This window comes from Saccharomonospora marina XMU15 (genome assembly GCF_000244955.1).
Classification (GTDB): Bacteria; Actinomycetota; Actinomycetes; order Mycobacteriales; family Pseudonocardiaceae; genus Saccharomonospora_A; species Saccharomonospora_A marina.
This window is the reverse complement of record NZ_CM001439.1, coordinates 282380-306779: the sequence shown is the minus strand read 5'-3', so window position 1 is coordinate 306779 and position 24400 is coordinate 282380. Positions and strand designations below refer to the sequence as shown.

At 69.7% G+C, this 24400-nt stretch carries 17 protein-coding genes; 8 read left to right on the top strand and 9 right to left on the bottom strand.

All coding sequences use genetic code 11. The features are described from left to right. Window positions 1–65: 65 nt before the first annotated feature. Both SACMADRAFT_RS01325 and SACMADRAFT_RS01320 read left to right on the top strand, forming a co-directional pair. Window positions 66–1337: a hypothetical protein gene (locus SACMADRAFT_RS01325; RefSeq protein WP_009151972.1), complete on the top strand. Its 1272-nt coding sequence runs from the start codon at window positions 66–68 to the stop codon at window positions 1335–1337. Then, the gene (locus tag SACMADRAFT_RS01320) at window positions 1330–5001 is read left to right on the top strand and encodes an FkbM family methyltransferase (RefSeq protein ID WP_009151971.1); all 3672 of its coding nucleotides are present in this window, start codon (window positions 1330–1332) and stop codon (window positions 4999–5001) included. Before SACMADRAFT_RS01325 ends, SACMADRAFT_RS01320 begins: the two co-directional genes overlap by 8 nt. 14 nt (window positions 5002–5015) lie before the next feature. On the opposite strand, the gene SACMADRAFT_RS01315 is transcribed toward SACMADRAFT_RS01320, so the two are convergent. Then, window positions 5016–6185, bottom strand: a complete 1170-nt coding sequence (locus tag SACMADRAFT_RS01315) for a glycosyltransferase family protein (protein ID WP_050998046.1) — start codon at window positions 6183–6185, stop codon at window positions 5016–5018. 178 nt (window positions 6186–6363) lie between these two features. Between SACMADRAFT_RS01315 and SACMADRAFT_RS01310 the strand changes: the two genes are divergently transcribed. Further along, on the top strand, window positions 6364–7947 hold the full coding sequence (locus tag SACMADRAFT_RS01310) for an acyltransferase family protein (protein ID WP_232285522.1): 1584 nt from the start codon (window positions 6364–6366) through the stop codon (window positions 7945–7947). 170 nt (window positions 7948–8117) lie between these two features. On the opposite strand, the gene SACMADRAFT_RS01305 is transcribed toward SACMADRAFT_RS01310, so the two are convergent. The 3 genes from SACMADRAFT_RS01305 to SACMADRAFT_RS01300 all read right to left on the bottom strand — a co-directional run bounded on the left by SACMADRAFT_RS01305 (window position 8118) and on the right by SACMADRAFT_RS01300 (window position 11378). Beyond that, the gene (locus tag SACMADRAFT_RS01305) at window positions 8118–9032 is read right to left on the bottom strand and encodes a hypothetical protein (protein WP_198285919.1); all 915 of its coding nucleotides are present in this window, start codon (window positions 9030–9032) and stop codon (window positions 8118–8120) included. 64 nt (window positions 9033–9096) lie between these two features. Further along, a complete protein-coding gene (locus SACMADRAFT_RS29770; RefSeq protein WP_009151966.1) occupies window positions 9097–9276 on the bottom strand; it encodes a hypothetical protein in 180 nt (59 codons plus the stop codon). Beyond that, the gene (locus SACMADRAFT_RS01300; protein ID WP_009151965.1) at window positions 9273–11378 is read right to left on the bottom strand and encodes a molybdopterin oxidoreductase family protein; all 2106 of its coding nucleotides are present in this window, start codon (window positions 11376–11378) and stop codon (window positions 9273–9275) included. Before SACMADRAFT_RS01300 ends, SACMADRAFT_RS29770 begins: the two co-directional genes overlap by 4 nt. A 75-nt stretch (window positions 11379–11453) precedes the next feature. Here SACMADRAFT_RS01300 and SACMADRAFT_RS01295 point away from each other — a divergent pair, with 75 nt between their 5' ends. From SACMADRAFT_RS01295 to SACMADRAFT_RS01285, 3 genes are read left to right on the top strand one after another with little or no spacing between them, the layout of a single operon-like run. After that, window positions 11454–12008 carry an RNA polymerase sigma factor gene (locus SACMADRAFT_RS01295; RefSeq protein WP_009151964.1) on the top strand — a complete coding sequence of 185 codons (555 nt, stop codon included), beginning with the start codon at window positions 11454–11456 and terminating at the stop codon, window positions 12006–12008. Next, window positions 12001–12909 (top strand): VOC family protein, encoded by a 909-nt coding sequence (locus SACMADRAFT_RS01290; RefSeq protein ID WP_009151963.1) that lies wholly within the window; start codon window positions 12001–12003, stop codon window positions 12907–12909. Before SACMADRAFT_RS01295 ends, SACMADRAFT_RS01290 begins: the two co-directional genes overlap by 8 nt. A 2-nt stretch (window positions 12910–12911) precedes the next feature. Beyond that, entirely contained in the window at window positions 12912–13274 is a 363-nt protein-coding gene (locus SACMADRAFT_RS01285) for a nuclear transport factor 2 family protein (protein WP_009151962.1), read from the top strand. Here the strand turns inward: SACMADRAFT_RS01285 and SACMADRAFT_RS01280 are convergent. Together SACMADRAFT_RS01280 and SACMADRAFT_RS01275 are read right to left on the bottom strand one after the other, a co-directional pair. Continuing rightward, complete coding sequence (locus SACMADRAFT_RS01280; RefSeq protein WP_040925497.1) at window positions 13271–15043, bottom strand: gamma-glutamyltransferase family protein; 1773 nt, start codon at window positions 15041–15043, stop codon at window positions 13271–13273. The two genes, SACMADRAFT_RS01285 and SACMADRAFT_RS01280, sit on opposite strands and share 4 nt — an antisense overlap. 32 nt (window positions 15044–15075) lie before the next feature. Further along, window positions 15076–16383 carry a UDP-glucose dehydrogenase family protein gene (locus tag SACMADRAFT_RS01275; protein WP_009151960.1) on the bottom strand — a complete coding sequence of 436 codons (1308 nt, stop codon included), beginning with the start codon at window positions 16381–16383 and terminating at the stop codon, window positions 15076–15078. A gap of 134 nt (window positions 16384–16517) precedes the next feature. Here SACMADRAFT_RS01275 and SACMADRAFT_RS01270 point away from each other — a divergent pair, with 134 nt between their 5' ends. Next, on the top strand, window positions 16518–17276 hold the full coding sequence (locus SACMADRAFT_RS01270) for an SDR family NAD(P)-dependent oxidoreductase (protein WP_009151959.1): 759 nt from the start codon (window positions 16518–16520) through the stop codon (window positions 17274–17276). A 31-nt stretch (window positions 17277–17307) separates the two neighbouring features. On the opposite strand, the gene SACMADRAFT_RS01265 is transcribed toward SACMADRAFT_RS01270, so the two are convergent. Then, on the bottom strand, window positions 17308–20505 hold the full coding sequence (locus SACMADRAFT_RS01265; protein ID WP_232285521.1) for a tetratricopeptide repeat protein: 3198 nt from the start codon (window positions 20503–20505) through the stop codon (window positions 17308–17310). Between the two features lie 230 nt (window positions 20506–20735). Next, window positions 20736–21617 carry an SseB family protein gene (locus tag SACMADRAFT_RS01260; protein ID WP_009151957.1) on the bottom strand — a complete coding sequence of 294 codons (882 nt, stop codon included), beginning with the start codon at window positions 21615–21617 and terminating at the stop codon, window positions 20736–20738. A gap of 108 nt (window positions 21618–21725) precedes the next feature. Here SACMADRAFT_RS01260 and SACMADRAFT_RS01255 point away from each other — a divergent pair, with 108 nt between their 5' ends. Further along, window positions 21726–23408, top strand: coding sequence for a right-handed parallel beta-helix repeat-containing protein (locus SACMADRAFT_RS01255; protein WP_009151956.1), 1683 nt, complete (start codon window positions 21726–21728; stop codon window positions 23406–23408). A gap of 26 nt (window positions 23409–23434) precedes the next feature. Here the strand turns inward: SACMADRAFT_RS01255 and SACMADRAFT_RS01250 are convergent, their stop codons facing one another. After that, window positions 23435–24337, bottom strand: a complete 903-nt coding sequence (locus SACMADRAFT_RS01250; protein WP_009151955.1) for an SseB family protein — start codon at window positions 24335–24337, stop codon at window positions 23435–23437. Window positions 24338–24400 lie beyond the last annotated feature (63 nt).

Sequence of the window (24400 nt, the reverse complement as noted above, 5' to 3'; positions counted from 1 at the left end):
TCCACAAGCCCACACCGGACGCGGGCGCCGCGCGAGGCACCGCCAAGTGATCAGGGGGTTCCAGGGTGTCCTGGCAGGAAGAGTTGCGCAAGCTGGACGAGGAACTCGCTTCCGGCAGACTCTCTGCGGACGACTACCGCGTTCGCCGTGATCAGGTTCTGTCCTCGGCTGTCTCGCAGGGCGAGGACCCGGCCGCCGCCCCCGAGGGGCAGGCGCAACCCGCGCAACAGCCCCCGCAGGGTGGGCAGCAGGAGCAGGGACAACAGTCACAGCAGCAGGGCGAGCAGCAGGACGCCGGTCCGACCGCGGACTCCACGCAGGTGATCTCTCCGGTGAACGCCCCGGCCGATTCCTCCTCGGAGCGCACCCAGGCGGTGCCGCAGTGGCAGACCCAGCAGCCGCAGTACCAGCAGCCGCAGCAGTACCAGCACCCCCCGCAGCAGCAGCCTGGGATGTACTCGCCTGCCGCGGGCTTCCAACAGCCGGGCCCCGCCTCCCCCGCTGGCGGCTTCCAGCAGCAACCGGTCTCGCCGGCTGCAGGCTTCCAGCAGCCGCAGGGGCCGCAACAGCCACAGCAACCGTGGAACGCTCCCGAGCAGGACCAGAGTCCACCGTGGGGCGGCGAGTTTCCGCCGATCGCCCCCTCGGGTTCAGCGCAGTGGACCGCGCAGGGCCCGGAAGGCTTCGACGAGGGCTCCGGCGGAGGCGGCAAGGGCAAGATCTTCGCGATCATCGGTGCCGTTGTGGTGCTCGCCGGGATCGCGGTCGGCGCGTTCCTGCTGTGGGGTCAGCCCGACAACAAGGCCGCACCGCAGGAGCAGTCCACGAGTCAGCAGCAACCGACCTCGTCGCAGGCCGAGCCCGATCCGCTGCCGGTTGGCGACGTGCCGGGCAAGGCGGAGGACCACAGCGACGTCAAGGACTTCTCCCACGTTCCGGACCTGAGCTACCTCAACTCCGAGGAGTTGCAGGCCTACGAACGCACCTCGCCGGGTGAGGCCAAGTTCGCCGTGCACCATCTCGACAACGGCAACATCGCGCTGGTGCTGCTGACCCAGGTCGGCGACACCGCGGCCGCGGAGGAAGAGGTGCGAAGCCTCGCCGACATCCAGGTGAACAACGGCGCCGAAGAGGTCACCGAGAACGTGCCGAGCGGCGTGCTTGTCACCGGCTACGAGCCGAACGGCGACGGGCGCTCGCAGTGGCGCGCGCACTACCTCTCCGGCGACGTGCTGGTGCGGGTGGAGGTCAGCAGCGAGCAGGGTCTCGACTCGGCACGGGCCGACTTCGACGAGGTACTCGACGCGCAGACGCGGGCGCTGTCGGCCGATGGCTGAGCAGCGACCGCGGCCCCCAGTCGTCGCCTGCACCATCGTCGCGCGCAACTACCTGCCCGCGGCACGCGTACTGGCCCGCTCCTACCTGACCCACCACCCCGACCACGAGTTCGTGGTCGCCGTCATCGACGGTGCCGGTGACGCCTCCGCCGACGGCTACCGCATCGTGGGGCCTTCCTCGTTCGGCATCGACACCGAGACCTACCTGCGCATGGCGACCGCCTACTCGGTGACCGAGCTGGCGACGGCGGTCAAGCCGTACCTGCTTCGCGAGCTGCGCCGCACCCACCCGATCGCCGTCTACCTCGACCCCGACATCCAGGTGTTCGCACCGATGCCCGAGGTGGCCGAACTGGCGAACAAGCACTCCATCGTGCTGACGCCACACTTCACCTCACCGCTGCCGAGGGACGGCAAGGAACCCGACGACGCGGTCATCATGGGAACCGGCATCTTCAACCTCGGCTTCGTCGGTGTGGGGCCGGGTTCGGAAGGCTTTCTGGACTTCTGGGCCGACCGGTTGCGCCACGACGCCATCGTGGCGCCGGAGCGGCAGCTGTTCACCGACCAGCGGTGGGTGGACCAGGTTCCCGCGCTGTTTCGGCACACCGTGCTCACCGATCCCGGCTTCAACGTCGCGTACTGGAACCTGCACGAACGCGAGGTCGTCCGCGACAGCGACGGCAACGTCACCGCGGGCGGCCGCCCGCTTCGGTTCTTCCACTTCAGCGGGTACCGGCCGGAGCGCCCGTGGTTGCTGACCTACCACTGCGCTCGCAAACCGAGGGTGTTGCTCTCGCAGCGGCCCGCCCTGCGCAGGCTGTGTGACGTCTACGGGGCCGCGCTGAAGGCCGCGGGCTACGCCGAGACACTGGACGCGGTGCCCTACGGCTACGCCACCTTCGGCGACGGTACGCCGCTGCCACCGGGCTGCAGGCGGGTGTTTCGCGACGGCTGGATCGCGGCCGAGCTCAAGGGCGAACCGCTGCCGCCACACGCGTTCGGCGAGGACGGGGGCGCCGCGCTACGGGAATGGCTGGCCTCCCCCGCCGACCACGGCCAGGCGGCGGCGGGGCTGAACCGGTTGGCGCTCGCGGTGTGGGAGTCCCGCATCGACCTCCAACTCGCGTTCCCGCACCCCACCGGTGGCGACTCGGCTGGGTTCCGTTCCTGGTGCGAGTCGTCCGGTCCGGTCGAGGGCGCGCTTCCCCGATGGGCGATGCCGGTGGCCGTGCCGACGCCGCAGGAACCCGACGAGGACTTCGGCGTGAACCTGCTGGGCTACCTCACCGCCGAACTGGGACTCGGCGAGATGGGCAGGATCGTGCACGACGCGATCCGGCACGCGGGTGTCGACGTGGCGTCGGTGCTGGAGGAACGCGCGGTCTCCAACCGCACGGCGCTGGAGAAGCCCGCAACCACCGGCGAGCCGCGGTACGGGGTGAGCGTGCTCGCGGTGAACGCCGACCAGACCCGGGTGGCGATGGCCAACCATCCGCAGGTGATGCACAACCGGTACCGGATCGGCCTGTGGGCGTGGGAACTCGAGGATTTCCCGAGCTGGCAGCACGAGGCGTTCCAGATGGTCGACGAGGTCTGGACCGTCAGCGACTTCTGCCGCGCGGCATTCCAGGCACACACCGACATCCCGGTCAAAACCATTCCGGTTCCGGTCCGCGATCCCGGTGAGCCACGCAGGAAGCCGAGGCGCGAGGGTGACCCGGTCACCTTCCTGTTCGCGTTCGACTTCAACAGCGTCGCGCAACGCAAGAACCCGTGGGCAACCGTGGAGGCGTTTCGCCGCGCCTTCGGCGACCGCGACGACGTCCGCCTTGTCGTCAAGACCATCAACGCGGAGTTGCACCCACACGACGCCGAGCGGTTGCGCCTCGCCGTCGCCGGTGACCGCAGGATCAGGCTCATCGAGCGCTACCTCAGCGTCGAGGAGTTGGCGCAGCTGTACGACAACAGCGACTGCTACGTCTCGTTGCATCGCAGTGAGGGCTTCGGGCTCACGGTCGCCGAAGCGATGGCTCGTGGCCTTCCGGTGATCAGCACGGCCTACTCCGGCACCACCGAGTTCCTCGACGAGCGCACCGGCTGGCCCGTTCCGTGTCGCATGGTGCGGGTCGGTGAGGGCTGCTACCCCTACCACGCCGATGCGCTGTGGGCCGACCCCGACCTGGACGCCGCGGCAGCCGCCATGCGCGAGGTGGCCGACGACCCGCAAGCCGCCTCCGCTCGGGGCGCCGCCGCCAGGCAGCACATCCTCAAGACGCGCTCCGTCGATGCGGCAGCGGAGTGGCTGAGCACCGAACTGCGTCGCGCACACGAGACCTGGCTTGCCCGCCGCGAGGCGCAGCGGCGGCAACAACCACCGGAACACCCGCTGGTGCCGATGCACCTCGCCAAGGAAGCGCTGCGATGGCAGCCCGACCCTGGCAGCGCCTCGCGCACACCGCTGGCGCCCGCGGTGCGCAAGGCCGTGCTGCGCGCGATCGACCATTACGACGTGCACCAGCGCAAGGTGATCGCCACCCTGTTCGAGGGCGCCGAGGACACGATGTCGCGGCTGCTGCGACGGATCGAGTCGCTGGAGAGCGCACTCGACCACGGCAGGGAGGAGGCCGCGGCCACCGCCAAGCGGTACACGGTGACCCGCGAGCAACTCGACCAACTCGCCGAGCGGGCTCCACGGCAGCAGCTGGAACTGCGGGAACTGCGGCAGCGGGTCGACGACCTCACCGAGGACGTGGCCGCGCGCCAGCACACCATCCACGAGATGTTCCGTGCCCGCGACCGCAGGCTGGACAACGACGAGCACGCCATCCAGCGCCTCACCAGAGACGTCGGTGCGCTGCACGAGGCGGCGAGGTTGCGGCACGCGCCCGTGCCCGCCGGTGCCGATGTCGTGGTGTGCGACGCGGGCATGCTGCTGCTGCCCGTCGACGAGGTGATGCTGCCCTGGATTCGGCATCACCGCTCGTGGGAGGAGAGCGAGGCCGCGCTGCTGGCACGGCTGGCGGCACGGCGGCCGGGTGCTTTCCTGGACATCGGCGCCCACGTCGGCTACCACACGCTGCGCCTGCTGCGCTCCTGCCCGGACGTCACACAGGTCGTCGCGGTGGAGGCCGACCCGGTGAACGCGGGCTACCTCCGCCGCAACGTCGCGGCCAACCTGCCCTCCCACCAGGCGGCGCTCGTGACGGTGCTGGAGGCGGCCGCCTGGGACACCGACGGCAGCCTGGTGCTGGTACACGCGGGTGGAGCCAACAGCGGTGACCACCGGGTGCGGGCACAGGACGGCAGTGGCGGTCCGCTGGTGCCCGCCGTGCGGCTCGACGGCAACGTCGAGGTGATGCGCCAGCCGGTCAGCCTCGTGAAGGTGGACCTGCAGGGCCGCGACCATCGGGCGCTGGCGGGGTTGCAGGAGACGCTGGAACGCGACCGCCCCGACGTGCTGTGTGAGTTCTGCCCCGAGGCGATCGTCGAACTCGGTGACGACCCCGCCCAGGTGCTGCTGTCGTACCGCAAGTTCGGTTACCGGCCGAGCGTGGTGCTCGCCGAGGGCGGCGTCGTGGAGGACGAGCCGGACGAGGCGTTGATCCGCAGGGCGCGCGACGACGAGCGGTCGTTCGTCACGCTGTGGTTGCGGCCGTCCTGACCGTCGCCGCCCGGTCACGGGTTGATGGGCACGACGGTGAGCAGGTACGCCCCGAACCACCCTGCCGCGAGCGCACCTGAGGGCAGCAGCACCAGCAGCGAACACCTCGGCAGCCTGGCCAGCAAGACGGCGACCGGAAACGCCAGGGTCACCGCGGGCAGCAGGAACCTCGGCCTGCTCTGCCAGAACTCGCTGGAGCTCAACGCCATGAGCACCACGAGCGTGGTGTAGACGTGCGCGGTCAGCGGCAGCCGCATGGTGTACGACCACAGCAGCAACACCAGTGAGGCGAGCACGACCAGCGCGACCAGCAGCACCCAGCCCGCCGAGCCGCCCTGCGACAGCGCCTCCCGCAGCCGCCGCACGGTGAACGCTCCCGCGTCGAACCGCACGTGCCATGCCTGGCTCTGCAGCCAGAACCAGGCGTCGGCCCTGCCCGCGCGCAACCCGACGTAGCCGAGGTGGGCGAGCAACCCCAGCGGCGCGAGCAGTAGCGCCGCCGCTGCGCGCCACCCGCCGTTACGCCGCAGCAGCGCCACAACGGCGGCGACGCCCAGAGCCGCGATCAGCGCCACGGCGGTGATCCTGGTCAGCCCCGCGGCCACGGTGAGCACGGCGGCGGTCAGCCACCACCGGCGTCGCAGCGCCACGAGCGTCCACACCGCCAGCGCGACGAAAAGCGCCTCGGAGTAGGCCAGGTGCAGCACGACGGCTCCGGGCGCCATCGCCCACAACCCGGCGAACAGGATGCCCGCCCTGCGCTCGAGGAGGTCCCTGCCGAGTACGAACAGCCCCCATGCGGCAGCGCCACCAGCGAGGAAGGTGACCAGCAACCCTGCCACGATCGGGTCGAGCCCGAGTGCGGAAACCGTGGCGACGAGCGCGGGATACAACGGGAAGAACGCCAGGCTCACCTCTGCCGGGTTGCCTTCGGCGTCAAGCACAACGTCCTGGTCGTAGGCGTTGCCCGCGATGTGCAGGTACCACGCGGCGTCGTGCTGGGAGAGCAGTCCGGCCAGCCCTGCACCAGTGCGGCTCGCCATGACGGCGAGCACGGCGAATCCCACCGCCTGGATCGAGTAGTACAGCGTCAGTGCGGGCAGCGCCTCCCGCAGCGGTGGCCACAGCCGCGCGACCAGCCACGCCCGCCCGCGCGCGGCGGGGGCCACGGCGGGCTGCGGCACGGAAGCTTCTGGCAACCGGTTCCCGTCGAGGACAGGTCTTTCACTCGTCGACACGTCCGCACAGACTACGGGTGCCGTCCCGGCCGCGGCGGGGCGAGTATGTGGCGGTTGGGGGTGATCTGTCGGGTTGTGATTCGCCGACCTGCCCGCGAGCGCTACTCTGCCAACGACCTACGGTGTGCCGCGAGGGCGGCACGGCAGGCATCAGGGGGTGGCCAGGCTGGGGGTACAGACCACACCGGATTCGCCGGGCTCCCCGGAGAAGACACGGATCGCCTTCATCGACATCGGCAGGTCCATCGCGGCGCTGCTGGTGTTCTACACCCACATCCCCGGCCCGTGGGTGCGTGCCAACGGGGAGCATGCGCCGGTCATCGACTTCATCGAGACGTTCACCAGCGAACCGATGCACATGGCCAAGCAGGGCATCGGGCAGCTCTCGGTACCGTTCTTCTTCCTCGTCAGCGGGTTCGTGGTTACCCCGATCGCGTTGCGGCAGGGGCATCGCCGGTTCGCGATCAACCGGTTCGTCCGGGTCTACCTTCCGCTCGGCTTCGTGCTGCTGCTGACGTCCCTGGCTTTGTGGGCGCAGCTGGAACCGCAGTCGACGGGCCAGTCACAGGAGCTGACGCCGTGGACGATGTTCACGAACTGGATGCTGGTCAACTACCTGCTCTATCCGCAGGTGGTGCTGATGCCGGTGGCCTGGACCATGATCATCGAGGTGCTGTTCTACGCGCTGCTGTTCGTGCTGTTGCCCGTGCTGCGGCGTTCGGTGTGGCTGACGATCGCGATCGAGTTGACGTTCGTGTTCGTGGTGCTGATGAGCCGTAGCGCGCTGAACGAGTCGTACTCGCTGTTCGCGGTGAACGTCTCCTACCTGCCCATCATGGTCATCGGGCAGACGATCTGGGCGGTGACGACCAAGCGCATCCCGCTGTGGGTGGGCAGTGTCTTCGGTGCGCTGGCGTGGATGCTGTACGTGCTGGCCGACATCATCGACGTCGGCCGCATCGACAACTCCTACAACCTGGCGCTGGCCTTCGCGGTGGCGTGCTTCCTGCTCGGCATGTTCGCCGAGCCCAAGCTGAAGCAACGGCGCATCTGGACCGAACTGTCCGAGCGAAGCTACTCGCTCTACCTGCTGCATGCCCTCGTGCTGTTCGTGGTGCTCGGGGTGTTGCGTCCCGCCGTGCCGTTCGCCGTCGCGCTGCCCATCGCCATCGTGTGCACCTTCGCCGTCGTGGAGGTGAGCTACCGCTTCGTCGAGCGGCCCAGCCACTCGCTGGCGCGGAAGCTGTCGCGTATCGGAGCGCGATCGAAGTCCCACTCGGCGCAGGAGCAGGACGCGAAGCCGCCCTCGGAGACCGTGGATGTAGGTTCGGCGCAGGCGCTGGCCAACGAGATCACCCTCGAACTGCCGAGGATCGAGCCCGCGCCGCGGCGCCCGCCCCGGCAGCAGGGTCGGCAACAGGGTCGGCAACCCGGTCAGCGGCCACGCAGACCGGTGCGTAGGCAGCCCGGTCAGCAACAGGGCGACCCGCAGCGCGAGCAACGCCGCCCACCCGCACCGCCGCCGCGTTCCCTGCCGAAAGCGCAACCCCCCTCGGCGCAGCCCGGCCAGCAGGCCTCGGCGCAGCCGGCTGCGCGGCGACCTGCACAGCCGCCGCCCAGAAGTGGCACCGCCGCTCCTCGCCGCGTCGCCCGGGAGGGCGAGATGGGCCGCGTCGGCGAGTCGCCTCCCCCACCTCGCAGGCGCTAGGCCGCACCATCGCCCCCGGGAAAGGAGGCGGCATGTGGCTTCAGCTGACGCTCGTCGTGATCGTCGCCGTGGTCTTCGTGGTTCGAGCGACGCGCACCGTCCAGCGCGCGCGGCGCCGCTCGACCGCCGGGCTCGACCAACCCTGACGCGACGGCAGGGCGGGCCGCACGCTACCGCTGCGGCACGGCGTGGCGCGCCCGCTCGGAAGCGGCAGCGCCGCTTGCCGCCCGTGCCGTTCCCAGCAGCGCGGCAGCCAGCAGCACGCCGCCGAGTGTCTGACCAGACCGCACCAGCACCTCCCCAACACCGGGTGAGGCCGTGAATCCGGCGAGCGTGAACGTCGCCCAGAAACCGCCGGAGAACATGGCGGCCGAGCCCGTCCACCCGGCCACCACCGGCCACCACGCGCGGCGTGGTGCTCTCACCCGTGCCACGACCGCCGCGGCGGCAACCAGTGCCAGCACGCCGACCAGCCCCTCCACGAACCGAGTCGCGGGCGAGCCGGTGCCGGTGTATGCCCGTACGAGCAGCGCGACCGCGGTGAGAACCGCCAGTGCCGCGCCGCTGCCACCCAGCACGCCCGGCCTGCCCAGGTGCCTGCCCGCGGCGAACGCGTGCGGCCAACGCTGCCTTGCGTACAGCACGAACGCGGTCAGCAGCGTGCACCCCTGCCATATGAAACTGCCGTAGACCACCGGAACCACCCAGTGCGCCAGCACGTCGTCGGGCCGTTCGCCGAGGGCGAGGTCGAAGCCGATCACCGGTGCGCTCAGCACGATCGGTGCGAGGAACCCGGTACCCACCCAGGCGGGGAACAGCACGAGCCAGGCGGGCAGCCGGTTGCCCCAGTCGTGGGTGAAGGCGAGCGCGACGACGATGGCGACGACGTCCATGCCCGCCGTAAACGCGTTGCCGAAGTACATCTCCGGCGTGGCCATGGCTTCGGGGTCGACCACCCCGAGGTCGCCACCGGAAAGCCAGCTGAACTTGAGCGCGAGGTAAGGCAGGGTGCCCGCGATCGCCGCGTACCCGACGGCGAGGCGTAGCTTTTCCATGCCGTGCTTTCTCATGCCGTGCTTTCTCATGCCTTCGAGCATCACCGCACGGCGCCGGTTCGCGCTTCCCGCGCAGGAGCGGACCGGCTCCCTCTCAGGAGGGAGCGGGCAGCTTGGCCTCGGTCTGCTCGTTCGACGGCGTGTAGGTGGTCATCCCGCGGCTGCCAGAGACGTTCGGCCTCGCCATCGACGGCCAACCGGTGCTCACCGTGCTGGTGACCGTGCTCGGCAGCAACCTGCGAACCACGCGGCGGCCAGCAGAAGGCGTCCTCATGCCTGTAGGTGCACCGGGACACCGGAAAACGCCGCGGTGCCGGTGAGTTCGTCCACCAGGTGCTCGTCGGTGACGTCGTTGACGCTCACCCCTGGTTGCCTTGTCGCCACCCCCAGCAGGACGCCGGTGCGGTGGTGCCCCCAGCCGTGCGGCAGGCTCACCACGCCCTGCATGATCGCGTCGGTCACCTCGACGGTCACCTCGACGGTGCCCTTCGCCGACGACAGCTTGGCGCTGCCGCCGTCGGTGAGCCCGCGCTCTCGCGCGTCGTCGGGGTGGACCAGCAGCGTGCAGCGGGGTTTGCCCTTCACCAGTCGCTCGCTGTTGTGCATCCAGGAGTTGTTGCTGCGCAGCTGGCGCCTGCCGATCAGCACGAGTGCGTCGTCCCGCTGCCGCGCCAGCAGCCTGCGCAACCTCGGCAGATCGTTGAGATAGACACGCGGCGCCAGGTGCACCTGCTTGCCCGGTGTCGCGAGCCTGCCCGGCAGCCTTCGCCGCAGCGGACCGAGGTCAACCCCGTGCGGCCGCCGCTTGAGCTTGCCCAGTGAGAGCCCTCCTCGCAGCTTGCGCAGCCCGTGGGGCCCGACACGCAGGCCCAGCTCCAGCAGCGGTTCGGGGCCGAAGCGACCGAGCAACCGCGCGGCCGCCCCGCCGCCGAGCACCCGGCTGGCCAACTCCAGCACGATTTCCCAGTCGTGTCGCTGTTCGGGACCACGCGGCAGCACCGACGGCGAGTACTTGGCCGCGTTTCGCACCGAGTAGTTCGCCAGCGCCAGTTCGTAGTGCGGCCGCTCGAGCGGCGCGGTCGGCGGCAGGATCACGTCGGCGTGCCGGGTGGTCTCGTTGAGGTAGGGGTCGATCGACACCATGAAGTCCAGCCCGGCGAGCGCGTCGTCGAGCCGCGCGCCGTTGGGGGTGGACAGCACCGGGTTGCCCGCCGAGGTGATGAGTCCCCGGATCTGCCCCTCACCCGGTGTGTCGATCTCCTCGGCGAGCGCGGCGACGGGCAGTTCGCCGCCGAACTCGGGCAGCCCGCGCACCCGGCTGCGGTAGCTGTCGAAACTGCCCCGGTTCCCGGTGACCGTGGCCAGCGGGATGGCGTCGATCGCGGGCGTGGTGAACATCGCGCCACCCGGTTCGTCCAGGTGTCCCGTCAGCGCGTTCACCACCACGATCAGCCACGCGGCCAGCCCTCCGAACTCCTGGGTGCACAGGCCGACGCGGCCGTAAACCACGGCGCGCGGCGTCGTGGCCAGCTCCCTGGCGAGCGCACGCACCCTGGCCGGGTCCACTCCGGTCACGGCGGCGGTGCGCTCGGGGGTGAAGTCCCGGCAGGCCACTCGCAGGATCTCCAACCCGGTCAGCCGGGGGGTCAGCCTGCCCGTGCACACCAGGTGTTCGGTGAACAGCACGTTGACCAGTGAGAGCAGCAGCAACGCGTCGGTGCCGGGCCGGATGAACACGTGCTCGTCGGCCAGGTCGGCTGTCTCGGTGCGCCTCGGGTCGAACACCACGACCCTGCGCACGCGCTTGAGCCGGGAACGCACGTTCGGCGCCGTCATGATGCTGCCGTTCGACACGGCAGGGTTCGCGCCGAGGCAGACGAACAGGTCGGTGCGGTCGATATCGGGTACCGGCATGAGTAGCTGGTGGCCGAACATCTGCAGCGCGGCCAGCATGTGCGGCAGCTGGTCGGCCGAGGTGGCCGAGTACAGGTTCGGTGTCCGCAGCGCACGGAAGAACGGTTGGCCGTAGGTGATGAGCCCGAGGTTGTGGGCGGTCGGGTTGCCCTGGTACACGGCGAGCGCGTGTTTGCCGTGCCGCTGCCTGACGTCACGCAGCCCCGCCGCGGCGAGTTCGATGGCGGCAGGCCAGCTCACCTCGAACCACTCGTCCACACCACCGCGAACCAACGGCCTGCGTAGCCGGTCGGGGTCGTGGTGCAGGTCGGCCAGTGCGGTGGCCTTGGGACAGATGTATCCCGCAGAGACCGGGTCGTCGGAGTCACCCCGGATGCCCACCACTCGATCGTCGGCCACGGTCACCGTGATGCCGCAGGTGGCCTCACAGAGCGTGCAGCTGTGGTGATGCGTGGTCGGCATGCCGAACAAGCTACGCCGGGTGAAAAGGTCGGCGGAAGGCGTTGGAGCACCCGCTCGCCGGACGACGATAGGGGTGTGACGTACCCACGGGTCCGGCCAGACCCGGCATTCGCGTTGCTCGAGGTGTACGAGCAGGCGTTGCCGGAGGTCTACGGCTATCTGCTGTCGCGTTGCGGTAATCGCACGCTGGCCGAGGAGTTGACGTCGGAGACCTTCCTCGGCGCGGTCGGCGCCTGCCGCAAGCAGGCCTCGCCGCCGGTGAGCGTCCCGTGGTTGATCGGCATCGCGCGACACAAGCTCGTCGACCACTGGCGGCGTCGCGAGCGCGAGGAGCGAGCGTTGCGTCTCGTGCGGGACGCCTCGGAGGTCGGCGACGGCGTGAACGGCGCGGATGTGGCTGACCCGTGGGAGGCAGAGCTGGACGCGCTCGTCGCCAGGCAGGTACTGGCCGAGTTGGGAGCACACCACAGGTCGGCGCTGACGCTGCGCTATCTGGACGGGCTGGGCGTTGCCGAGGTCGCGGACCTGCTCGGCCGCACGACGCACGCCACCGAGGGGCTGCTGGCCAGGGCGCGCGCCGCGTTCCGGCGGCAGTACCGGCGCCAGGTTGGGGAGGCAGGCGATGACTGACCCGTTCGATGCTTTCCACGCCTTGCGACAACCACACGAACCCGTCGAACCCGATCCGGGTTTCGCCGCCGCGCTGCGGGAGGCGTTGCGTGCGGCGATCCTCGGCGGCGAAACAGGAGGTACAGCTATGACGACCGCACAGGTTCAGGCACCCGCACGGACGCGCTCGCTCGCCCCTTACCTCGCGGTGCGCGATGCACGGGCCGCGGTGGACTTCTACGTCGAGGTCTTCGGCGCCACGAGGCTGGGTGAGCTGATCGTGATGGCTGACGGCAAGGTCGGCCACGCGGAGGTGGCCATCGGCGATTCCGTGCTCATGCTCGCGGAGGAATTCCCCGAGGTCGGCAACGTCGTCGCGGCCGAGGGTGGGGCAGCGGTGCGGGTCGAGGTACCTGACGTGCGGGCGACGGTGGAGCTGGCGGTGGAGCGGGGTGCCGAACCGATCGGTCCGGTCGAGGACCGCGGACACGGCGTGATGGGCCGTATCCGCGACCCGTTCGGGCAGCGCTGGCTGGTGGCGCAGGTAGCGGGGCCGTCCCCCGCCGAAACCGAGAGCCCCGTTGCACCTCGGCATGGCGAAGCTGGGTACTTCACCTTCACCGTGCCCGACGACGAGGCCGCCAAGCGCTTCTACGGCGCCGTACTCGGCTGGCGGTTCGACACGGGCACCGTGCCGAGGGCATGGCGGATCGAGGGCAGCGGGCTGGCCGAAGGCGGGCTGTGGGGAGGGCAGTCCTACGCGGGCTGGAAGCTGATGTACGCGGTCGACGATCTGGACGCGGCCACCGACCGGGTGCGCGACAACGGCGGCGAGGTGAGTTCGGTCAAGCGGGAACCCTACGGACGAACGGCCGACTGTACCGACAACCAAGGAGTCGAGTTCTGGCTCTGGGAACGGTGAGCATGTACGAACGCTGGTTGTACGAGCTGTGGAACGGCGACCTCGACGAACTGGAGAGGATCGCCCGCTCGATCGTCACCGACGACTTCACCGGACACTGGCCGGGGCAGCCCAGCCTGGTGACCGGCCCCGATCAGCTCGCCGCCGTCGTGCGGCAGGGCAGGGAGTTGATCGAGGCGCTGCGGTTCGAGATCGAGGTCGGCCCGCTCGTCCAGGGCGACCTCGTGGCCGCCCGCTGGGTGGGCAGGGGCCGCTACGGTGGTGAGCCGGTGGAGTTCCACGGGCATGACCTGCTGCGGCTCGACGGCGACCGGTTCGGCGAGTACTGGGTGATCGCGCAGGACCCGACGACCACGACCGGCTAGCGACCCACCGCGTAGCCCTGCATGCCGCGTGGGTTGGCCGCGGCACGCAGGATGCCGCTCGCGGGATCGCGGGACACGGCGGAGAGCCTGCCCAGCGCCCACGGACCCGCGTCGACCACCTCGTGTCCGCGCTCGGCGAGTTCGCGCAGTGCCGCCTCGCCGATCCTGGACTCCACCACCAGCTCCTTCGGTGTCCAGGCGCGTGGGTAGAACGAGCTGGGGAACGAGGTCGTGTGCCAGGCGGGCGCGTCGATCGACTCCTGCAGGTTCAGTCCACCGACCGTGTGCGCCAACCAAAGGCACAGCTGCCACTGGTCCTGCTGGTCGCCGCCTGGGGTGCCGAAGGCCAGCACCGGTTCGCCGTGCCGAAGCGCCATCGACGGTGAAAGGGTGATCCTCGGACGCTTGCCGGGGGCGAGCGAATTGGGCAGGCCCTGTTCCAGCCAGAACATCTGGGCGCGGGAGTCCAGGCAGAACCCCAGCTCCGGGATGGTCGGCGAGGACTGCAGCCACCCACCGGACGGGGTAGCCGAGATCATGTTGCCGTGGGCGTCGACCACGTCGATGTGCACGGTGTCGCCGCGCGTGCGGCCCGCCGGGTCGACGGTCGGCTCCCCGACGGCACCGCCCTCGGCGCGGCGACCACGAGTGGCCTCGATGACCTTGGGCAGTCTCGGGTCGGCACCACCGGGACGCAGTTCACCGCTGGCCTCGTCACCGACGAGCTTGCGTCGCTGCTCGGCGTACTCGCGCGACAGCAGCAGGTCCAGGTCGACGTTCGAGTCGCCGTACCAGGCCTCCCTGTCGGCGAAGGCCAGCTTGGCGCATTCGGTGGCCAGGTGCACCGTCCGCGCCGTCGGCCTACCGTCCAGGTACGCCAACTCGTCACTGAAGCCCTCCAGCATGCGCAGTTGCTGCGCCAGCACGGGGCCCTGGGTCCAGGCTCCGCACTTGACCAGACTCCACTCGCCGAAGTCGGTGACGACGGCGTCCTCGTAGCTGGCCTCCCAGGCGGCGAGGTCGTCGCCGGTGAGCAGCCCGGCATGGTCGCGACCGCTGTCGTCGCGGAAGGCGTTCCTGCTGAACTCATCGATCGCCTCGGCGACGAATCCGTGCGACCACGCCCTGCGGGCGGCCTCGATCTGCTCCTCTCGCCCCGAGCAGGTCTCGGCCTCGGCGAGCAGCCGTTGCCAGGTGCGTGCCAAGGTCGGGTTGCGGTGCAACGAGCCGGGGGCGGGCGCCTCCCCGCCGGGCAGCCACAGCCCGGCCGAGGTGGGCCAGTGGTTGGCGAACAACTCGGCCACGGTGTCGATGGTCTCGGTGATGCGGCCGACCACCGGAACGCCCTTCCACGCGTAGGAGATCGCGTAGCCGAGCACGTCACGCAGCCGCTTGGTGCCGTGGTCCCGAAGCAGCAGCAGCCAGGCGTCCCACGCACCCGGCACGGTGGCCGCCAGCAAGCCGCTGCCCGGGATCAGGTCGAGGCCCAGGTCGGCGAAATGTCCGGAGGTCGCGGCCGATGGAGCGACCCCCTGCCCGCACAGCACCTTCGGGGTGCGCGCGGCCGCGGTCACGAAGATCGCGGGCACCTGCCCTGCCGGGCCGTTGAGGTGCGGCTCCGCCACCTGGAGAACGAAACCCGCCGCGACGGCCGCGTCGAAGGCGTTGCCGCCGTCCTCGAGCACCGCCATGCCCGTTGCCGAGGCAAGCCAGTGGGTGGAGGCCACCATGCCGTGGGTACCGGCGAGCTCTGGTCTGGTCGTGAACACTCCCAGACCATAAGGGGAATAGCTTTGTTCGCTCAACTAACAGAAGTGGCATCGATACGGTTCGTTGACCTGCCGAGGCCGGTCCACCGCAGCCCCGCGTCACGCAACGACGCGGGCGACAGCAGGTTCCGGGTGTCCACGACGGCCGTGCCGCGCATCAGGTCGGCGACGTAGGTCCAGTCCAGCTGGGTGAACTCCGGCCATTCGGTGAGCACCACGAGCGCGTCGGCTCCCCGCGCGACCCGGTAGGGATCGTCGGTGACGGCCATGCCCGGCAGCGGCCCTGTCACGGCGGGATCGTAGGCGCAAAGCCGCGCACCGTGGGCGGAAAGCACCGAGGCCACCGACAGCGCGGGTGAGTCCCGCAGGTCGTCGGTTCCCGCCTTGAACGCGAGGCCGAGCAGCCCGATCCGCGCTCCGGCGAGCTCGCCGCCCACGGCGTTCGCCACCTTCGCGACCACCCGGTCGCGCTGTGCGAGGTTGTCCTCGACCGCCGCCGACAGCAGCCGGAAGTCGAAACCCACCGCGTCGGCGATGCGCAGCAGCGCGCTGGTGTCCTTCGGCAGGCACGAACCACCCCAGCCCGGCCCCGGCGAGAGAAACGATCGCCCGATCCTGCTGTCGTATCCCATTCCGCGCGTGACCGCGTCGATGTCGGCCCCCAGCCGTTCACACAGCTCCGCGATCGAGTTCACGTACGAGAGCTTGGTCGCCAGGAAGCAGTTCGCCGCGTACTTGACCAGTTCGGCGCTGGCGGCGTCGGTGACGACGACGGGAGCCTCAAGCAGCCGGTACAGCGCGGCGACCCGCTCGGCGGCTCCGGGCGTGTCCGAGCCGACGACGATTCGCTGCGGTCCGAGGAAGTCGGCAACGGCCGTACCTTCCCTGAGGAACTCCGGGTTCGACACCACGGCCACGTCGTCGCGACCGAGCAGGTCACCGATTCGCCGCGCCGTCCCCACCGGAACGGTCGACTTCGTCACCAGCACGGAATCCGAGGGCAGCGAGTTCGCCATCGTGGCGACGGCCGACTCCACCGCCCGAAGATCGGCCGCGCCGCCCGCCCCCATCGGGGTGGGCACGCACAGGAAGACGGCGTCGGCCGACTCCACAGCGGCCCGCGCCTCCACGGTGAAGGACAGCGTGCCACCGGTGAGTCCGCGCGCGACGAGTCCGGCCAGCCCCGGTTCCATGATGTCCACCCTGCCCGCGGCGAGCCGAGCCACCTTGGCCGCGTCGACGTCCACGCAGGTGACCCGGTGGCCGAGGCAGGCGAGGCAGGCTCCCGTCGTCAGACCCACGTACCCGGTACCGACCACGACGATCGATGCAGCGTGCATTCCTCGACGGTCACACCGGCAGTTGACCCGCGGGCGAACACCAGGGGCACCGCGAAGCGGCCATTGGTCGACATTTCGCCCGCGCGAACGAGCGTTAACCTGGTCGTGGTTCTCAGCAGTGAGAAGGGAAGAACATGCAGATCACCGACACCGCAGCCATCGTGACCGGCGGCGCCTCCGGCCTCGGCGGCGCAACCGCCGCCGCGCTCGCGAAGCGGGGCGCCCAGGTGTTCGCCCTCGACCTACCGGCCGCGATCGAAACCGCGCCCGAGGTGGAGGGCATCACCTACGTCCGGACGGACGTGACCGAGCCGGACCAGGTACGCGACGCGGTCGACCGAGCGACGAGCAGCGGTGTGCCGCTGCGCATCGTCGTCAACTGCGCAGGCATCGGGCCGTCCGCGCGCATCCTGTCCAGGAAGGGGCCGCACGACCTCGACCTGTTCCGCAGGGTCGTCGAGGTGAACCTGGTCGGCACCTTCAACGTGCTGACGGTGGCGGCACAGGCCATCGCACAGACCGAGCCGCTGCGAGACGATCAGCGCGGGGTAATCATCAACACCGCTTCCGTCGCCGCGTTCGAGGGCCAGATCGGGCAGATCGCGTACTCCGCGTCGAAGGGCGGGGTGGTGGGTATGACGGTGCCCGCGGCCCGCGACCTGGCGTCAGCGGGAATCCGGGTGATGACCATCGCACCGGGCATCATCGACACCCCGATGCTCGCCACGGTCAGCGAGGAGTTCCGCGCGGGCCTCGCCGAAGGGGTGCCGTTCCCGAAACGGCTCGGCCGCCCCGACGAGTTCGCGCAACTGGCGCTCGACATCGTTGAGCACGACTACCTCAACGGCGACGTCATCCGGCTCGACGGCGCACTGCGGATGTCCCCGCGCTGACTCGGCGCAGCCACCCCAACGCCCGGTGAGCTCAGGCGACCGAACCGACGTCACAGGTCAACGCCTGCAGCTCCCGGGCCTGCGGTGTGCCCAGTTCGGCGAACAGCGCGTGCGCTCGTCGCCAGTTGTCCCGAGCGAGCTCGGCACGCGAGGTGCACCGGTGCAGCTCGGCGAGTTCGTTGAGTCCCCTGGCTTCCTGGTAGCGCTCCTTACGCTTGATCGCCGAGCGGATGGCCTCGTCGAGCAACGTGTACGCCGTAGGCATGTTGCCGATCTCCCGGTAGGTGGCACCGAGGTCGATGAGCACGTCGCTCTCCGAGGTGTCCCCACCGACCGCGCGCACGATTCGCAGCGCTTCGGTGAGGTTGTCGAGCGCTTCCACGAGGCAACCCTGACTGCGCAGCACGTCGGCGAGCCGATGACGCACGTGAGCCTCCCTCGGGGACAGCCCGTTGCTGGTGGCCACGGCCAGCGCCTTGTCGAAATGGGCGGTGGCGTCGGCTCGCCTGCCCAGCCGCCACTCGACCCAGCCGATCTCGGCGAGCATGTGGGTTTCGCCGTCGGTGTTGCCGAGCCTTCGAGCCAGCCTCAGGCTGTGCGCGTAGTGCTCGAGCGCCTCATCGGTGTCACCGAACACCAGCGAGACCATGCCGAGGTAGGCCCGCGTGGTCTGTTCCAGGTAACTGTCGCGTCCAAGGCACAGCGAGGCGGCCTGTTGCAGGTACCGCGCCGCCTCGCGGAAGTCGCCGAACCGGTAGCAGAGCCGACCCAGCGAGTTGAGGGTGGAGCACTCGAGTTTGCGGTCGCCGACCTCGCGGTGGAACCGCAGGGCGTGCAGCAGGTGTCGCCGGGCGTCTTCGCCGCGCCCGTGGTTCAGGTAAGCGGCGGCGAGATCGGTTCTGGTCAGCGCCTCGCCGACCTCGTCGCCCGCGGCGACGGCCGCCGCGAGTGCCGCCTCGTGGACCCGCACCCAGTCCTGGTCGTGCCCGTAGCCGTAGAGGTGCAGGTACTCCCGCAGCGACCTGGTCAGCTGCCAGGCGTGGCCGGGCCAGCCGTGTTCGGCCGCCAGCGTCACCGCGTCGATGAGGTTGGGCCGTTCGCTGTCCAGCCAGTGCTTGGCCTCCTCCTTGCTGGCCAACCGTGGCAGGTAGGCCGGCGCGCTACCTGCCAGATCGAGCTCCACCGGATTGGCCTGCAGCCGCTGAGCGGCCTGCGCCGCCGTGTGCAGGTAGAAGTCCAGCAGTCGCCCGATCGCCGCCCTGCGTGACTCCTCGCTCTCCTCCCGCTCGGCGACATTGCGGGCGTACGCGGCGAGCAGGTCGTGCAGCCGGTAGGTGTCGCCGTTGACGATGTCGACCAGGTGCTCGTCGGCGAGCCGGTCGAGCAGCCTGCGCGCCCGCAGCGGGGTGAGCCCGGTGAGCGCCACCGCGGCGTCGACGGTGAAAGTGTCTCCGGGATGGAGGCCGAGCAGGTGGAAGGTCCGCCGCTCGGCCTGATCGAGCGCGTCGTAGGACAGGTCGAAAACCGCCTGCAGCCTTCTCGTGCCCACCGCCAGCTCGCCGACCCGGTCACAGCTTTGCCCCAGCCGCGACAGCAGCTCGTTGAACCCCCACACCGGCCGCGACTGCAACCGCCTGCCCGCGAGCGCGACCGCGAGCGGAAGTCGGCCGCACAGCTCCACGACCCGCTCCGCGGCGGCGCGTTCGGCGTGCACCCGGCCACGCCCCACCACACGCTCGAGGAGTTGCGTCGCCTCGTCGGGACGGAACACGTCCAGCGGCAACGAACGTGCCCCGTCGAGCGCGAGCGCCCGCCTGCTGGTGATCAACACCAGATTGGTGGGGCCCGCGGGAAGCAGCGGAAGCACCTGGTCCTCTCCCGCCGCGTTGTCGAGCAACACGAGCGCCTGCTTGCCGTAGAGGCGGTCCCGGTACAGGATGGACCGCTCTTCCATGTTCGGCGGTATCTGGTCTCCCGGTACGCCCAGCAATCGCAGGAACGAGGCCAAGACCGCGCTCGGGTCGGCAGGTGGCTGGTCGGAATGGCCGCGAAGGTCCACATAGAGCTGCTGCTCGGTGTAGCGCCCTTCGGCCAGCAGTTGGTGTGCCAGCCGCACGGCCAGCCGAGTCTTGCCGACTCCAGCCATGCCCTCGATCAGGCTGATCGCAACCGCGGTGCCGCCACCTGCTTGCGGAAGTGTTTCCCTGAGTTGCTTGAGTTCGGCCGCGCGACCGCTGAAGTCCGCGATGTCCGGTGGTAGCTGGCGGTGCGCGGTGACCGGCGAGAACTCCGGCTGCGCCACCTCCTGCCGCAGCACCCGCTGGTAGGCCGACACCAGCTCGTGCCCGGGATCGGCACCCAGTTCGTTCGCCAGCCGCTTGCGCAGGGTGTCGAACACGTTCAGCGCGGCGGCCTGCTGGCCGCTGCCCGCCAGCGCGATCATCAAAGCGGCGTGCACCGTCTCGTGCAGTGGTTCGACCTCTGCGATCCGTTGCAGCAACGGGAGCAGTTCCTGGTAGTGGCCGAGTTGGTAGGCGACGTCGGCGTACTCCACGGCCACCATCGGGCATTCCCGAGCGAGCCCCACCACGACCGGATGTGACTGCAGAGCCCCGAGACCCTCCAGCGGAGCACCCCGCCACAACGCCATCGCGCTCGCGTAGAACTTGGCCGCCTCGGCCAACTCTCCCGCGTCGCGCGCCGAGCGGGCGCGCTCGACCAACCGCTGGAACGCCAGCAGGTCGTGCTGGCTCTCGGCCACCGAGAGCTGGTAGCCACCTCTGGTCGCGACGAGTACGCCGTCACCTTCGGTGTCGGAAAGCCGCAGCCGCCTGCGCAGCCGGGAGATCCGCGACTGCAGGGAGTCGACCGCCCCCGCGCCCGCCGAATCCCCCCACAACGCCTCGACCAGCGAATCCCGCCCGACCGGAGTGTTCGGCGACAGCGCGAGCAGCCCGGTGAGTATGCGCTGCTTCTCCGAACCCGGATCGACCACCGCGCCGTCGACCACCACGCGAAGCGGTCCCAGGATTTCGAACCGCAGGTCCTCGTCGTCTACCGCCGAGCTGGATCGGCGCAGCAGGGTGTCCAGTTCCTCCAGCGTCAGCCCCAGGACGTCGGCGAGTCTGCGCACGGTCGACGCGCGGGGCCTGGTGACCCGTCCCTGCTCGACATCACGCAACCCCGCCACGCTGAGCCCGGCGAGATCGGCGACCTCCTGTTGGGTCAAGCCCGCTCGCCTGCGAAAGCTCCGGATCAGCTCCCCCAGTCGCCCCCGTGTGCCCACAAGACCACCTCAATCGCTAAAGCAACTCAGGAAAACCGCACCACCGTGCTTCGTAGGCCAACATGGCTGCCCACCTGTTTGGAGGTTCGCCATGTCTCGTGGGTTCCCCAGGTTTTTGACGTGGTTCACACTAACGGCCCAGTACGACGCTTTTGAAGCCCATCCGGCGTGACTCAGAGTCGGCCCCCGGCGGGGCCGATACCTTCTCCACCTCCGGACAGCGAGTCGGCCACCTCCGCGACCAACTCGAGAACGGTGTCGCCGAAGAGAACGACCTCGGTCTCGGTTCCGGGGTTGAAGCACAGCACGTGCGTTTCGTCCGGCCAGTTGGCGAGCACCGCAAGAAACGGCAACCGCATCCGATGTGGCAGGCTCGGCGCAAGGTGGTCCAGCACTTCGGTGGAGCTGAACACCGGGATTACCGGGAAATCCTCGCCTGTTTTGTGAAAGGGGAAGTCGGACTCGGTCAGCCCGGTCGGGTCGGTCACCGGCTCACTCACCGCGACGACGACCTCGGCTGCCAGCAACGCGTTGAGAAAACCGTCGCCGTCCTGCTGGGAAACGGCCTCGGCCAGCGCCTCCTCCAATTCGTTCACCGGCGGCTTCGCGTAGGCGGGTTTGTCCTGCGCGCCGAGCCCTCTCAGGCAGATGTGCCGTACGGCTTCCTCCGCGCCCGCTTCGTAGTCGGCCTGCACCTGCGCGACCGGCGTGAGCTCGACCTCTCCGTTGGCCAGGCCGTACAGCGCCGCTGGTGGCGCGATCAATCCGATCGGAAGTCCGGGATTGAGCGCGAGCAGCCAGCCCGGGTTGGGCCAGCGCCGCACGAGCGAGGCGTAATCGGTCTCCTGGTAGCCCTGGACGAAGCTGCCGAGCACCGCCGACATGGCCTCGACCGAGGTGAAGACCAGCACGTTCTCGGTGGGCAGTGTCAACTCCCGCACCAGGTCCCACCACTCGTCACTGTCGCGATCGGGCAGTTTCGGCAGGTACAGCGGGCCGGACAACACCAGTTCCGCGTAGCGCTGCCCCTGCCCGTCCCGTGCCGCCGCCACCATGTCGGCCTCACGTTGATCAGCGGGCTGCCATCCGGATCGCACGCATTGCCCCCGTTCTGCGGTAGTTTTGCTGCGCAGACCCTAGTCCCCCAGCCTCGAACCGGAGCCATGGCACGCACCCTTCATGTATCGCCGCAGCAGCGTGGTTCGTTCCCGACGATCCGGGATGCCCTCGACGCGGCGACAACCGGAACGGTCATCTCGATCGCGGCCGGGGACTACATCGAGACGCTCACCATCCAGCATGCCGACATCGTGCTGCGGGCTCAGGATTCCGGCGCCGTGACGATCAATTCGGCGCTGCCCGAGCAACCCGCGGTGTCGGCCGTCGGCGCGAAGCTCCAACTCATCGGGCTCAACCTGCGCTCGGAGGAGAACTCGGCGCTGCGGGTCCTCGGCGGACAGCTGAAGGTGGCCGACTGTGTCGTCTCCGCCGGATACGCGGCCGCGGTGTCCATCACCGGCGGCGCCGACGCCAAACTCAGCAACACCAGGATCACCGGCGGGCAGTACGGGCTGATACTCGAGGAGTCCGACGGCGTCGTGGAACGTTGCGAGATCCGTGACATCGTCGACGACGCCGTGATCCTGCGGCTCGGCACGCGCGCGACGCTGAACCACTGCACCATCGTCGGCTGCGGTTTCCGCGGCGTGTACCTGTACCAGGCCGGTGACTCCGCCATCGAACGCTGCGAGATCTCGCAGACCGCCGACGCGGGGATCGCGGTGGCGGACCAGACCTCCCCGTCCATCACGTCGTCGTGGATCCACGACACGCAGGGCGTCGGCATCGCGGTGGGCAAGGGCTGCGGCGGGGTCATCGACAACTGCCGGATCGAGAACACGGCGGCACCGGGGATACGGCTGGACGACGGCGCGAGGACCGAGGTCCGAGAAGGAACGGCCGACCGCGGCAGGCCGCCCGTCGGCGTCACCGCCGAAACGGACAGGGAGAAGGACCTGGAGCAGGTCGACAAGCTGCTCGGCGAGCTCGACGCCATGATCGGCCTGGCCGGCGTCAAGGCGGAAGTACGGGGACTCATCGATGAGATCCAGGTCAACGAGTGGCGACGCAGCGAGGGGCTTTCCGTCGGCACTGTCAGCAACCACCTGGTGTTCGCGGGCGCGCCGGGCACCGGCAAGACGACCGTCGCGCGAATCTACGGCCAGTTGTTGAAGGCGCTCGGCATCCTGCCGCACGGCAAGTTCAAGGAAGTCTCCCGCCGTGACCTCGTCGGCCAGTACATCGGCCACACCGCCGAGAAGGCTGCGTCGGCGTTCGACGAGGCCCGTGGCGGTGTGCTGTTCATCGACGAGGCCTACACGCTGTCCCGCTCCAGCGGCGGGGGTGCCGACTTCGGCCAGGAAGCCATCGACACGCTGGTGAAGCTGATGGAGGATCACCGCAACGAGGTCGCCGTCATCGTCGCGGGCTACACCGGTGAGATGCGCACCTTCCTCGACGCCAACCCCGGCCTTGCCTCCAGGTTCGGTAAGACACTGGAGTTCGAGAACTACTCCCCGGAGCAGCTGGTGCGCATCGCCGTGCACCTGGCGAAGAACGCCGACTACCAACTCGACGAAAATGTGGAAATCGCCTTGCTCGAATGGTTCTCGCAGCTCGAACGCGACGAGAACTTCGGCAACGCGCGTGAGGCCCGAAAGCTGCTGGAGCGGATGCGCAAGTCGCAGTCGACGCGGCTGCGCTCGCTGGGGCGGCGGCCCACCCGCGACGACCTCACCACGCTCACGCTTGACGACCTGCTCGCCTCCATCGGCGACAACGGGTAGCGGCGGCCACCACGCCGCCGCGCCGGTCAGAGTGGCTCGTCGGCGTCGGCCTCGGCGACAGCAGCCGCCAGTTCCGGCACGCCGCCGGGTGGCAACATCAGTTCGGTGGTCGTGCCGGGGTTGAAGCACAGCACGTGTTGCTTGCTCGGCCATGCCGCCACCACGTCCAGGAACGGCACCTGGACCCGGTGCGGGCCTCCGGGAACGACGTGGTCGAGCACCCCGGCCGAACTGAACACCGGGATCAGCGGCATTTCGTCCTCGCCCACGATTCGCCACGGAAAGCCACGGTCGTGAATCCGTCCGGGATCGGACACCGCGGCGGTGGTGGGTACCACTACCTCGGCACTCAGCAGGGCCAGCAGGAATTCGTCGAAGTCGGTATGCTCGACGGCGTTCTCCAGCTTGCGTTCCAGCTCGTTGGGAGCCACCTCCGTCAGCGCCGCGGCCGCCGTCGCCTCGTCCCCACCGAGTTCGTCGAGGCACCTGCGCCGCAGCTCGATCATCATCTCGTCGACGACGGCGTCCTGCACGTCGTCGATCGGCACCAGGCTTTCGGTGCCCTCAGCGAGAGCGACGACCTGCCCCAGGGTGAGGAACACCCCGATCGGCGATCCCGCGTTGACCATCAACTGGGTGTCCGGGTCCGGCAGGCGCTGCCGCAACTCGTCGAAGGTGAGTTCCTCGTAGCCGCGCGCGTGACCGGCGAGCGTGTGGAACAGCGTGACCGGTGAGGTAAAGGCGAGCACCTGGTCGCCGGTCATCTCCGGCAACCCGTCCGGCCAGCCTGCCGCGCTGCCGTCGGCCAGCGTCGGCAGGTACAGCGGAACCGACATGAGCAGCTCGGCGTACTTCCTGCCGTCGCCCGCTTCCAGTGCGGCCGCCATCTCCCGCTCGGCCTCGGTGTCGGGCCGCCATTCGGAGTCCACGCGGCAGCTCCCTTCCTCCGTTCGCGGTCACGTCCGTGCCAGCCTACGCATCGCGGGCGCCCG